Below are 12863 nucleotides of genomic sequence, written 5' to 3'. Positions count from 1 at the left end.
GCTTCATTCGCCCGGAACGAGGTGGCCGACCGGCTGCCGCGCGAGCCGCCGGTGCCTGCGACGGGACAGATAAAGCAGCAGGCCGGTCACGGCGAATAGCGGCATCATGGCGGCGGCCAGCATGAAGGCGAGCTTGCCGGGCCATCCCAGGATGGCGCCGCGGTGGATGTCGAGCACGCTGGCGAGGACGCGTTCGCCAAACGTCTTGTCGGCGTAGCGATCCGATGAGATGACGCGGCCGGTGAGGGCATCGATACGGAATTCGTCACGCACGGCCTCGCGCGACGAGTCCCGCGGCCATGACCGCACGCGCACGGCCGTGCCCGCGCCGGCCGGCATGGTCAGGAGGGCCCTACCGTAACTGTTGTCCTCCTGCTGCAGGAACGCCGACCAGGCGTGATCGAAGGCAAGCGGCTTTGCCTCGGCCTTCGCTTCGGTCTTAGCTTCACCCTTGCTCTCGGCGCCGCCGCGCGGCGGCTTGGACTGTATCGCGTTTGCCGTGGCCTGAGGCCGCGCGAACAGCCAGTTGGCGCCGGCCTTGTACCACTCGAACGAATACCACAGGCCGGTCAGCGTCATCACCAGATAGACCGGCAGCACCCAGGTCCCGATCACGGCGTGCAGCGAGCGATGCAGGCCGCGGCCGCGCAGTCCCAAATTCGGCTTCAGCCACATCTTGACGCTGCGCGCACGACGCGGCCAGCGCAGCACGAGGCCGGTGATCAGCATCACGATCAGGCAGATCGCGGCTGAGCCGGTGATCTTGCGGCCGATGCCATTGCCGTCGCCCGGCAACAGCAGCCAGCGGTGCAGCTTGCGGACGGTTGCGAAAAAGTCCTCGCCGCGCGGCGAGCCGAGCACGTGCCCATCATAGGGGTCGACATAGACCGAGGACGGCCGCGTGCCGCCTTCGCTGCGAGCAAAACGGATGCGGGCCGCGGCCGATGGATCGCTCGACATCGTCACGGCCGAGACCTTGCCGAAATCGCCCGCCGCCGCCAGCCGCGCGATCAACTCGTCCGGCGTGAGCCGCCGGGCTGCACTGGCCTCGACGTGCATCATCCGACTGTTCAGGCTGGCCTCGATCTCATCCTCAAAGGCCATCGTCGCGCCGGTGAGGCCGACCACGGCCCACAGCAGCGCCAGCACGAGGCCAACCAGGGAATGGACCTGCAGCAGTGCAGCCTTGATTGGGCGCCAAACGTCACTCATCAGAATTTCACCGTCGCCGAGAGCGAGAAGCGCCGCGCGTCGCCCATCGCGACCGTCAGGATGCTGTTGGCCGAAGGGTAGTAGACCGTGTCGAACAGGTTCTTGACGTTGAACTGGTAGATGACCGGGAACGACTGGACCTTGGTCTCGTAGGTCGCAAACACGTCAGCGACCGTGTAGGCCGGCAGCACGAAGCTGTTCGCGGCATCGCCCGGCCGGTCGCCGACATAGCGCGCGCCGCCGCCGAGGCGAAGCCGGCCGGGCAGGGTGGTGCCGAAATCATAGACGAGGTAGAGCGATGCGGTGTTCAGCGCGACGTTCTGCAGGGCCTTGCCGGCGAGCGTCGGGTCCTCGGTTACGCGTGCGTCGGTATAGCCATAGCTGCCGATCATGCTCCAATTGTCAGTCAGCCTGCCGGTGACGTCGAGTTCGACGCCGCGCGAGCGAACCTTGCCTGCCGTACGGTACTCGACGATACCAGTCGTGGCGTTGAGCTGCGAAACCAGCACGTTCTTCTTGTCGATGTCGTAGAGCGCAAGTGTGCCGGAGATCTGCTTGTTGAAGTCGAACTTGACGCCGGTCTCCCACTGGGTGCCCTCTTCGGGCGCGATGTTGGACCCGATCACGACGCCGCCGGTAAGCGGCGCGATGGTCGAGGTGGGTTTCAGCGATTGCGTGTAGCTCGCATAAAGCGAGACCTGGTCGGTGAGCTTGAAGATGGCGCCGCCGAGCGGCAGCACCTTGTCGGCCGAGACATTGGTATTGGTGATGAACGGGCGGCCCTTGCCGGCGAGCTGGTCGTAATCCATGTAGCGTACGCCGCCGATCAGCGCGAAGCGCTCGGTCAGATGCAGCGTGTCCTGGAAGAACAGCGACCACTGGCCGAGCTTGTCGGTCTGCGCGCTATCGGCGGCGGACACCGTCGTCCCCGGCGTGATCAGCCCATAGATCGGATTGTAGAAGTTGAAGCTCGGCGTCGCCTGCCGGATCAGGTCGTCGCGGTAGATCGTGCGGTACTGGCCGTCACCGCCGAACAGCACCTCGTTGCGAATGTTGCCGAGCCAGACATTGCCCTGCAGATAGGAGGTGCCGTAGCTGGCATTGCTGAGCGAGCCCCATGTGCCGTCATTGCTGCGGGTCTCGACGCCGGTCTTGGCGTTGACGCCGGTGATGCGAAGCTGGTTGGCGCTGAAGGTCTCGGTGTTGTAGCTGTAGGCCGCGAACAGCTTCCAGTCCTGGTTCAGCCGGTGCTCGACCGACGCCTGCATCAGGTCGGAGGTGCCCCACATGTTGTTGAAGGGCTCGTCGAGCCGGCGCGTCGCCGGGATCGCCAGCGGCGCCTTGGTCACGGAATCGAATGCGGTGCCGCGGTCGAACGGCGTGATGAATTCGCGGTGCTCGTAGTTGAGCTGGACGGTGGTGTTCTCGCCGTACCAGGCCAGCGACGGTGCGACCAGCATTTCGCGATGGCGCCCGAAATTGCGCCAGTAATCCTCGCTCACGCCATAGCCGATAAAGCGATAGGCGAGTCCGCCATCGCCGATCGGGCCGGTGATGTCGATGGTGCCGTCGGCTCCGGTCCTGGAGTTGGCATAGGTCGAGCCGAGCAGGGTCACCGAACCATGCTGGTAGAGCTCGGGGCGCTTGCTGATCGTGTTGACGATGCCGCCGGGATCCATGATGCCGTACAGCAGCGACGCCGGGCCCTTCAGCACCTCGACGCTTTCGACCGCTGCGTTGAGGCTGCGGCCCTGCACCAGCGGCATGCCGTTGCGCATGATCGAGCCGTCGCGGTTGTCGCCGAAGCCGCGGCGCATCACCGCATCCTGGGTGCCGGCCAGCGTATTGGCCTGGGTGACGCCGCTGACATTGGCGAGCGCATCGTCGAGGTTGCGCGGCAGCTGATCCTTCAGCACCTGCTCGGGCACAACGTTGACCGTCTGCGAGGTGTCCAGCGGCGAGCCGCCGCTGCGCAGCGTGGTTGGGCTTGGCATCGCGCGGTAGTGCAGCTTGGCTTCGTTGAGCGCCGCGGCGGCAGCTGCCGCGCGCTCCGACGGTGTCGGCGGCGCCGGTTGGGCATTCCGGCTGCGCTGCCGTGCCGCGGCGGCCGCCAGCGTTCGCTGCGCCGGCTTTGCCGCGGCGGCAGCCGGCTTGCGCTTCGGCGTCGGTTGGTCGACCGAAACAGGCGGCAACGGGACGCTCGATTGGGCGTTTGCCGGCGTTGCCGGGGAGGCGACATCGGCGAGCAGGAATGCTGCGCCGATCAGCAGATGGGTACGGCCCTTGTCGGCGGCATTTCGACGGTCGCCGACAACCCGGCCATCAGCATTCACAGGCACTCTTGGACTTCCGATTCACGCGAACTCGTTCACGGCGCGCCTCTAGCAGTCGGCGTGCGCGAAAAGAACCGGAGCAGACTTGAATCTCTCTAACCGGAATAGATTTGAATCATTCTAAGACACGACAGGGCTCGCGCGTGTGCGCGAGCCCTGAACGTCGTGACCTGCTTGTCGCGTCTGCGCGTCAAATGGCTGTGCGATCGTCGCCTAAGGCTGCAGCCGTCGTCCTGTCACATCTCAGGTGTATGGTTCGCCGTAGGCCGCGCGATGCGCTTCACGACATCGCCAGGCTGACCGGTGCAGAGCCGACCATTCCCGTGCTGACGCCGTCGCGGGCCATGGATTCGATCGTGCCCCAGTTCTCGCGAAAGATCCGCGCCGCCTCGTTGGCGCTTTCCGCCTGGATCGTCAGACTGCACGCGCGCCTCGTGCCGTTGCTGGCGAGCTGGAAGTAGAGAACATATCCAGACGATTCCGCACTCCGTGCGGCCAGCGGTGCCTGCTGCATGTAGGTTTTCCCCAAAGTGTTTTTGTTGCGCCACCCGCATGCAGGATTTGACAGGGATGCGGCACAGTCGTGGTCGCGATCGAGCTAAGCTGAACGTTTGTTCATTTTGTTGGCCGGTGTTGCCAGGATTCAACACCGGGTGGAACTTGCTGTAGCTCGTCACTGCAACTAAGCCGCGATCGCGGCATCTGCTCAACCGTCGTGGCGTCTAGCGTCGCCCTCTGGATGGACCATCAGCGTCTCTTGGATCGCGGTGGCGAGCATCGCGCCGTCACGGTCGTGGACGCGCGCGATCGACAGCCCGCGGCCGCCATCGGCGCAGGGGCTCTCGGTTTCGACATGCATCCAGGCGTCCGGCGAAAATGTGCGATGAAACCAGATGCAATGGTTGAGGCTCGACAGATAGAGTGGCGCGCGCGACTGCAGATCGCCGAGATGGCCGCCGACGCTGGAGAAGTTGAGCCACCAGTCCGAGAGATAGGCGAACACCGCGGCCTGGGCGCGGGAACCGGCGGCGAGCGGCTGCCGGCATCTGATCCAGAAGCGCAGACATGGCCCTGCCGTCGTGGCCGAGAGCTGGCGTTCGATCTCCGGAATGCGGAAATCCATGCTGGGCTTGATGTGCTGGGAATATGGGCCGAGCGGCCGCAACTGCGCCATCAGCGCGTCGGGGATCATGCTCAGATCGGGCAGGCTTTCGGGATCCTCTGAGGGGGTGAATGGCGCTGCGTGCCGCGGACCCGGTTGCGCTGCGCAGAACGTGGCCTGCGCGCTCAGGACCGTGCGCCCGTTGCCCTGGCTTCCCACGACGTGGCGTGAGGAGAACCGCTTACCGTCCTGCAGGACCTGCGCGTCGAACGTGATGCGGCGGCCGGGATCGGCACCGCGCAGGAACAGGAGCTGCAGCATCGCGGCGGGACGATCTTCGGGCGCGCTGAGGGTCGCGGCCATCATCGCCTGGCCAAGGATCTGGCCGCCATAGGACCGGCCATTGAGATTGCCGTCGCCGAAGCGGCTGCGATAGCGGAGCGGGGCGATCGTCTCGAGCGAGACCAGCGCCTCGGCTGCCTGATTGTCCCATTGATCGCAAGTGAATTCGCTGCCTTCCGCGACGCGCTTGCGTTGCCCGTCCATTCCGATCACATCGCTGGGAATTTCTGTGGTCCGGGATAGAGCGGATAGCCGGCGGCGACACCGTATTCGCTGATGCCAAATCCGGTCTCGTTGCCGCTCTCGAGCCGGACGACATGATCCGACAGCGTCCGTGCGATGGCGCGCGTCGCCGCATCGTCGAGGTTCCAGATGTCGTGCCCGGCATGGCTCTCGCCGCGGTCGTCGCCATGGGTCCAGCCTTGCAGGCCGCCATACATGCCGGCCTTCAGATAGAATCGCGTCGGCAGTCCATGCATCCTGACGCGGCGCGGCTCGCCGCGATCGAATGTGAAGGTGAAGTCGGCCGACGCGATGGTCTGACCGAGCGGATCGTCAGCCCACTCGATCTTGTGCTCCAGCGAGGTCACCTCGCGATGCGACACCGATCCGTCGGCTTCGCGGTGGAACTCGGTGCCCGAGAGGTAATGCGGCTTGCCCGGCGCGCGCTCCTTGATGAAGATCGATAGCGCCGACTCCGGGAACTGGAACATCGACCAGGTCCAGAAGAAATTGCGATGGGTCGCGACCGGCGGCCTGGTCTCGTCGGTGCGCATCTCGGATCGCAGGCCCCAGGAGCGGTCGCGCTGCCCCCACCACAGCTCGGGCTCGATCTCGTAACGCTTGCCGTCGGCGACGATCCAGCCGCGCCAGCGGCCGAATTGCGAGACGCGCGCGAGGTCTTCCTCGACGACACCGTTGCGCTCGCGAAAATTCTGCTTCTCCTGCGCCGCCGGAAAGCTCGCCTTGAATTCGAGCGCGAAGCTGATGCCGGACGGATTGTCGGCGAGCGAGATCCTATGCAGGCTGTTACCCTCGACGATCTCGATCCTGAGCCCGCCGACTTCCGTCTCCAGCGGACGGGTCCCGAGCCGGCGCGAGGCACGGAAATTGTGCTGACGCCGGCCGATGGTGATGCCGGCAAAGCCGTCGATCACGTTGCGGTTCGGGTAATAGCCGAGCCCGATGTCGATCAGCAGTTCGCTGCCGTCGATCGGATGCGCGGTGTACCAGTAGCGTTCGGTGAACCTTGCATCGCCGCCGCCTGCCTTGGCAAACGGCTGCGGCGTCTGGTGGCCGATGAGATCGTCCTGGGCTGTCAGCATTGTTCTTGTCCTTGTGTTTGAGCCGGTTCGGTCGGATGGGTAGCGCGGGATCAGTCCTTGGCCGGGCCGGCGCCCACGATGTCGCCGAACAGCACCCAGGTCTTGCCGTCGAAGCGGGCGAAACGGCGCTCGGTGATCGCCGCGTAGTCCTGCGGCGCGGTCTGGATCGTGATGCCCGGGAGCAGCATCGGCAGCTCGATGCCGCTGAGATTGGTGGCCTGCTTCAGCACGTTCTCCCGCGTGAGGTTGTCGCCGCAGCGCTGCAGGATGATCGCGCCGAGCTGGGCCGTGGTGTAGCCGGTCACCGCGATCACGTCGTTCGGATCCATCCCCGGCATATATTTGGCGGCGAAGGCGAGATAGTCGGTCATGCCCTTGTCATTGGCCCAGGCCGGATCGTTCGGCGTCTTGTAGGAAGTCGTGGTCAGGATGCCGGTGGAGGCCTCGATGCCTGCCGGCACCAGCACGCCGGCGATCGAATTCGCGGTCGAGCCGAGGAAGATCAGCGGTTTCCAGCCGAGCTCGTGGATCTTGCGGATCGCCATCGAGGCGAACTTGTTCTGTGCGGCGATCAGGATCGTATCGGCGCCTGATGCTTTCAGGTTCACGATCTGGGAATCGATCGTGGGCTCGGTCGACTGATACATCGCCTCCTTGACGATCATGGTGTCGGCCTTGGCGCCGAGCCCTTCCTTCAGGCCAAGCACAAAGTCCTTGCCGATGTCGTCGGCCTGCAGCAGCACGCCGATCCTGGCATCCGGCTTCTCGCGCAGCACGTAGCGCGCGATGATCCGGGACTCGTTGACGTAGGTCGGCGAGTAGGGCGTCGTCCAGGGGAACTGCTTGGGATCGTTCCAGCGGGTGCCGCCACTCTGCACCAGCAGATGCGGAACGCCATTGCTGTTGAGATATTTCTGGATCGCGGCGTTGGTCGGCGTGCCGAACGGCGCCATGATCGCGAGCACCTTGTCGTTCTCGACCAGCGCGCGCGTCACTTCGACGGTCTTGGGCGGGCTATAGGCGTCGTCGCGGGTCAGGAAGTTGATGTGGCGGCCATTGATGCCGCCTTTCTCGTTCAGCATCGTGAAATAGGCGAGCATGGTTTTCGGGAAGCTCGCATAGATCGACGCCGGTCCGCTGTAGGGCGCGTTGGCGCCGAGCAGGATCTCGCTGTCACTGACCCCCGGGCCATAGGCCTTCTGGGCATTCGCCGTTCCGAGCGCGCCGGTGAGCGCGAACGCCCACACCGCAAGCGTGACGATTGGCTTCCGCATCTTCCCCTCCCATGACGCCCTCTTTTGCGGGGTTGGTTGATCCGGCGATGGAAGCCTTGAAAGGCTTTACCCCTCGCATCGGCTATGCAATAATAGACCGTCTGTCCGGATTATCAACTGGAATCTACGGACGGCGTATCGGCCTCATGCGTGACGGAAACATCCGCAGGCGTGCGCGGCCGCATGACGGTGTGGAGGAAACATGAAGCTGACGCAGGCGCTGATCGCGGCGGTGCAATTGCGCAAGGACGCACCCGGCACCATCCACGCCGGACGGTCGCGGAGCTGGAAGGAGATCGGCCATCGCGTCGCCTGTGCCGCGGCCGGGCTGCGACGGCTCGGCGTCGATGCCGGCGATCGCGTCGCCATCCTCGCGCACAACAGCGACCTCTATATCGAGGCGCTCTATGCCATCGCCTGGGCCGGTGCGGTCGCGGTGCCGCTCAACACGCGCTGGGCGGTCGCCGAAAATGCCTATGCGATTGACGATTCCACGCCAAAACTGTTGCTGGTCGACAAGGCCTTTGCCGAGATTGCGTCCGCGCTGCGCGGCGTAAAATCACTCACCGCTATGGTCTATCTCGACGAGGGGCAAGTGCCCGACGGTATGCAAAGCTATGACGAGCTCATAGCGCATGCGCCGATCGAGGACGCCTCTGGCGCCTACAACGATCTCGCGGGCATCTTCTACACCGGCGGTACCACCGGGTTTCCCAAGGGCGTGATGCTGTCACATGCCAATATCATCTATGAATCGCTGGTCTGGATCTATGCGCTCCGGTTCCGTGAAGATACCCGGTATCTGCACTCGGCCGGCATGTTCCATCTGGCCGGCACTTCGCCGATGATCGCGCTCACGCTCGTGGGCGGTACCCACGTCACCATCCCGAAGTTCGAGCCCGAGCTCGCGATGAGGACCATCGCCGAACACAGAGTGGACTACTGCCTGTTTGTGCCGACCATGCTCAACATGATGCTCAATCATCCATCCTTCGGCACATATGACCTGAGCAGCGTCAAGGATTGCGAATATGGCGCCTCGCCGATGCCCGACGCGCTGCTGGTCAAGCTGATGCGCGTGCTGCCGAGCTGGCGCTTTCACCAGGGCTACGGCATGACCGAAAGCGCAGCGCTGGCGACCATCCTGCCGTGGGAGTATCACGCGCTGGAAGGGCCGCTGGCGGGCAAGCGCAAATCGGCGGGGCGGGCAGCGCCAGGCGTTGAAATCCGCATCATCGATCCCGCGGGCAATGAGGTACCGCGCGGGACGGTGGGCGAGATCGCGATCCGCGGCGCCGGCGTGATGCTCGGCTATTGGCGCAAGCCTGAGGAAAGCGCGCGCGTGCTGCGCAACGGATGGCTGCACACCGGCGACGGCGCCTGGATGGACGAGGACGGGTTTGTCTATATCGTCGACCGACTGAAGGACATGATCGTCTCGGGCGGCGAGAACGTCTATTCCGGCGAGGTGGAGAACGCCATCTTCCAGCACGAGCACGTCAAGGAATGCGCCGTTATCGCGGTGCCCGATCCGCAATGGGGCGAGGCGGTACATGCGATCGTCGTGCCGAAGGACGGCAGGAGTCTCGATTCCGAAATGGTGATCGCGCACTGCCGCACCTTGATCGCCGGCTACAAGTGCCCGCGTTCTGTCGATATCCGCCTCGAGCCATTGCCGCTGACCGGCTCCGGCAAGATCATGAAGTCGGCGCTGCGTGAGGAGAAGTGGCAAGGCTATACGAGGTCGGTCAATTGATGCCGGAGGCTGCGAAACGATCCCATCAAGATGTGCCGGAGCCTGTTCGCCCGGTCGTGGTCAATGACGACGCGGTGCGGCCAGCACTCGGGCGGCATCTGTCGCGGATATCCGGGAGCCGGACGGAGATTGTGGGCTTCGGCCGCAAGTCATCGGGTTTCTCCTGGATCACCTATGCGTTCGTGGCCCGCACTGCGGCTGAAGGCGACCGCAAACTGATCCTGCGCGTCGGTCCACCGAGCGGGCTGTTTGCGCCTTACTCGGTGCTGCCCCAGGTTTATGCGCTGCAGTCGCTGGCCGGCAGCGGCGTACCGGTGCCGGCGTTGGTGTCATCAGAACAGGATGGCGCCGAGATCGGCTTTCCGTTCTTCATCTGCGCGCATGTCGAGGGCGATGTTCCTGCGCCCTGGGCGGCGAGCGGGCTTGATCCCAACCACAAGCGCGCGATCGCCCGGCAGTTCGTCGAGATCCTCGCGTCGCTGCACCGGATCGACCCGGGCTCGACCCCATTTGCTTCGCTGCAGCTGGGCGGGGAACGCGCCGAGCTGCGTGCGATCGCCGGCTGGCGCGCTTCTCTCGCGCGTCCCACTGCGCGCTATTATCCGCTGCTTGATTGGGGCGGGCGCTGGTTGCGCGACAATTGTCCGCAGCCGCCGCGCCGTACCATTGTGCATGGCGACTACCGGATCGGAAACTTCATCGAGCACCAGGGGCGGATCGCCGCCATTCTGGATTGGGAGCTGACTCATCTCGGCGATCCCCACGAGGATCTGGCCTGGGCGCTGATGCCGACCTTCAATGCCAGGAGCCGCAAGCTCTATGGCGTGCTCGAGCGCGCGGAGGTGATCGATCTCTATCAGCGTGCCTCCGGCATTGCCGTCTCGGACAAGAGTCTCGCCTTTTATGAGGCCTATGCGCTGTATCAGGCAGCCGCGATCCAGATGTGCGCGGTGCGCGCCTTCGAGGTCGATCGTTTCAACGACATGCGGCTTGCGGTGATGGCAAGCCAGATGCCCTCGATCGTGCGGGCCTTCGAGCGCGCATTGGAGGCCGCGGCATGAGCGCGTCATTCGAACGGCTGATCGACGGCATCATCGATGCACTGCAAAGCCATGTCGTGCCGAACAGCAACGACGATTTCGTTCGCGGGCAGGTGTTCTCTGCAGTCTACGCGCTGAACGGGCTGAAGCTCGCAGCCGACTGGAAGGCCGAGCCGCTGCTCGAGCAAGTGCGTCTGCAGGACGATACTTTCGCGACGGTCGAACGACTGGCCGGCAGCATGGCGCATCCGGAGGTTCCTTCGACGCCGCGCATCCAGGGCGGCACGTCCGACGTTGCCGCGATCGAGGCATTGCGCGACGATGGCGACCGGCGGCTGGGGCAACTTCTGCTCTGGGCGAGCGGGGAGCACGCACGGGCGGCTAATCCCAATGCCGCGACCGAGATCGAGCGCCTGCTGCGGCGGGCGACCTGCGACCAGCTCAAGATCGAGCTCGCGACAACGCCGAAGTCGATGCTGCAGCAGATCGCAGGTGGCGAGCGCGACGGTGGAGCGGCGCAGGGCTAGCGTGGTTTCGTCGCCGACCGCCGCCGGGATGCATCGTTGCACGCCTTCCGCGACCAGCGGCGACGCTCACGAAGAAGCTTGCCGGTCCATGGCGCTCATGCTATTAATTCACCGAACGGTCGTTCGGATTATTATTGAATGGCCGATAGACATCCGCGGCAAGCGGCCGGCGAGGGAGACGGAGCGATGAACATGATGACCGGCGTCCCGCCATGGGAGCGGCTGATCCGGCCCGACCGGGTGCACGGATCGCTCTACACCGACCCAGACATCTTCGAGGCCGAGCTCAAGAACATCTGGTACCGGACCTGGGTCTATGTCGGGCACGAGAGCGAGGTGCCGAACGCCAACGACTACGTCGTCAAGTCGATCGGCCCGCAATCCGTGATCATGACGCGCGACGAGCAGGGCAAGGTCAATCTGCTGCTCAATCGCTGCTCGCATCGCGGCAACCAGATCTGCTCCTATGAGCGCGGCAATGCGCGCTCGTTCACCTGTCCGTTCCACTCCTGGACCTTCGCCAATGACGGCCGCCTGGTCGGTTATGCCTTTCCCGACGGCTATGAGGGGCAGGACAAGTCGCAGCTTGCGCTCGGGCGGGTGACGCGCGTCGAGTCTTACCGCGGCTTCGTGTTCGGCTCGTTCGCGGCCGATGGCCCGACGTTGAAGGAGCATCTCGGCGGCGCCGCCGAGACCATCGACCGGCTGGTGCGCACCTCGCCGGAGAACGAGGTCGAGATCACGGCGGGCTTCCTCAAGCATCGCGTCAAGGCGAACTGGAAGTTCATCCTGGAGAACGAGTGCGACGGCTATCACCCGGCCTTCGTGCACACCTCGATCTTCGGCGTCGCCGACAGCATGATCGGCAAACTCTATGGCGGAGCCTCGACCGCGCTGACGCGCGACTACGGCAACGGCCATACCGAGATCGACCTGCGGCCCGAGTTCCGCAAGCGCGACGCGCCGATGAGCTGGTTCGGCACCAGCGAGGACCGGTTGCCGGACTACACGGCGCGCATGAAGGCCGCCCATGGCGACACCGCCGCGCGGGAGATCATGATCGACGGCACGCCGCATGTGATGATCTTCCCGAACCTGTTCATCGCCGAGATCCAGATGTTCGTGATCCAGCCGCTCGGCGTCGACGACAGCGTGCAGCACGTCACCGCGTTGCAGTTCAAGGGCGCGCCCGATCTGAACCGAAGGCTGCGCCAGCAGACCATGGGCTCGGTCGGCCCAGCCGGCTTCCTGCTGGCGGACGATTCCGAAATGTACGAGCGCTGCCATCGCGGCGTGCTGGCGCGCAATCCCGAGTGGATCTTCCTCGGCCGCGGCGAGAAGCGCGAGCGGCAGGACGAACTCGGCTTCACGGTCGGCCACGTCACCGACGAGGTGCCGTCGCGCGGCATCTGGACCCATTATCGCAAGTTGATGGAGCCTAGCTGATGCTGTCGCGCGAGAGCAGCGCCACGTTGATGAGCGCCATCACCGCCTTCCTCTATCGCGAGGCGCGGCTACAGGACGAGCATCAATACGAGGCCTGGGAAAAGCTCTGGACCGACGACGGCGTCTATTGGGTACCGGCCAACGGCGCCGACATCGACCCGGAACGGCAGATGTCGATCATCTACGACAACCGCTCGCGGATCGCGCTGCGCGTCCGGCAGCTGATGACCGGCAAGCACTTCACCCAGACGCCGCAGTCGAATTTGCGCCGGCTGATCTCCAATATCGAATTGATGGATGACCAGCCTGACGATGGCGACATCGCGGTCGCCAGCAACAGCCTCATCTTCGAATCGAGCCTGCGTGACGACACGCTGTGGGCGGCGCGCAATGAATACCGGTTGCGCCATGTCGATGGCGAATTGCGGATGGCCGCCAAGAAGGTCATCCTCGTCAACAACGACAAGGCGATCTACACGCTTTCGTTCCTGGTCTAGAGGAAAACG

11 protein-coding genes are annotated in these 12863 nt (G+C 64.6%); 5 read left to right on the top strand and 6 right to left on the bottom strand.

The genetic code is table 11. The annotated features are described in order from the left end of the window. Positions 1-3 precede the first annotated feature (3 nt). The 6 genes from J2R76_RS16840 to J2R76_RS16815 form a co-directional block, all read right to left on the bottom strand. Entirely contained in the window at positions 4-1212 is a 1209-nt protein-coding gene (locus J2R76_RS16840) for a PepSY domain-containing protein (RefSeq protein WP_076829068.1), read from the bottom strand. Further along, positions 1212-3545 (bottom strand): TonB-dependent siderophore receptor, encoded by a 2334-nt coding sequence (locus J2R76_RS16835; RefSeq protein ID WP_253626014.1) that lies wholly within the window; start codon positions 3543-3545, stop codon positions 1212-1214. Before J2R76_RS16835 ends, J2R76_RS16840 begins: the two co-directional genes overlap by 1 nt. A 280-nt stretch (positions 3546-3825) precedes the next feature. Continuing rightward, complete coding sequence (locus tag J2R76_RS16830; protein WP_028339610.1) at positions 3826-4059, bottom strand: hypothetical protein; 234 nt, start codon at positions 4057-4059, stop codon at positions 3826-3828. Between the two features lie 192 nt (positions 4060-4251). After that, on the bottom strand, positions 4252-5193 hold the full coding sequence (locus tag J2R76_RS16825) for an acyl-CoA thioesterase II (protein WP_253624224.1): 942 nt from the start codon (positions 5191-5193) through the stop codon (positions 4252-4254). Between the two features lie 5 nt (positions 5194-5198). Further along, on the bottom strand, positions 5199-6314 hold the full coding sequence (locus J2R76_RS16820) for a hypothetical protein (RefSeq protein WP_057018861.1): 1116 nt from the start codon (positions 6312-6314) through the stop codon (positions 5199-5201). A 50-nt stretch (positions 6315-6364) separates the two neighbouring features. Further along, complete coding sequence (locus J2R76_RS16815) at positions 6365-7588, bottom strand: ABC transporter substrate-binding protein (protein WP_253624223.1); 1224 nt, start codon at positions 7586-7588, stop codon at positions 6365-6367. A 202-nt stretch (positions 7589-7790) separates the two neighbouring features. Between J2R76_RS16815 and J2R76_RS16810 the strand changes: the two genes are divergently transcribed. From J2R76_RS16810 to J2R76_RS16790, 5 genes are all read left to right on the top strand, one after another. After that, entirely contained in the window at positions 7791-9344 is a 1554-nt protein-coding gene (locus J2R76_RS16810; protein ID WP_253624222.1) for a long-chain fatty acid--CoA ligase, read from the top strand. A 32-nt stretch (positions 9345-9376) separates the two neighbouring features. Then, positions 9377-10405 carry a phosphotransferase gene (locus J2R76_RS16805; protein ID WP_253624221.1) on the top strand — a complete coding sequence of 343 codons (1029 nt, stop codon included), beginning with the start codon at positions 9377-9379 and terminating at the stop codon, positions 10403-10405. Further along, positions 10402-10911, top strand: a complete 510-nt coding sequence (locus J2R76_RS16800; protein WP_253624220.1) for a hypothetical protein — start codon at positions 10402-10404, stop codon at positions 10909-10911. Before J2R76_RS16805 ends, J2R76_RS16800 begins: the two co-directional genes overlap by 4 nt. 186 nt (positions 10912-11097) lie before the next feature. Beyond that, a complete protein-coding gene (locus J2R76_RS16795; RefSeq protein ID WP_057018905.1) occupies positions 11098-12357 on the top strand; it encodes a Rieske 2Fe-2S domain-containing protein in 1260 nt (419 codons plus the stop codon). Beyond that, positions 12357-12854 carry an aromatic-ring-hydroxylating dioxygenase subunit beta gene (locus J2R76_RS16790; RefSeq protein WP_168858853.1) on the top strand — a complete coding sequence of 166 codons (498 nt, stop codon included), beginning with the start codon at positions 12357-12359 and terminating at the stop codon, positions 12852-12854. The genes J2R76_RS16795 and J2R76_RS16790 overlap by 1 nt, the downstream gene beginning before the upstream one ends. Positions 12855-12863 lie beyond the last annotated feature (9 nt).

The organism is Bradyrhizobium sp. USDA 4532, from assembly GCF_024171315.1.
Lineage (GTDB): Bacteria > Pseudomonadota > Alphaproteobacteria > Rhizobiales > Xanthobacteraceae > Bradyrhizobium > Bradyrhizobium australafricanum.
The sequence above is the reverse complement of the archived record's forward strand: the minus strand, read 5'-3'. Positions and strand labels throughout refer to the sequence as shown.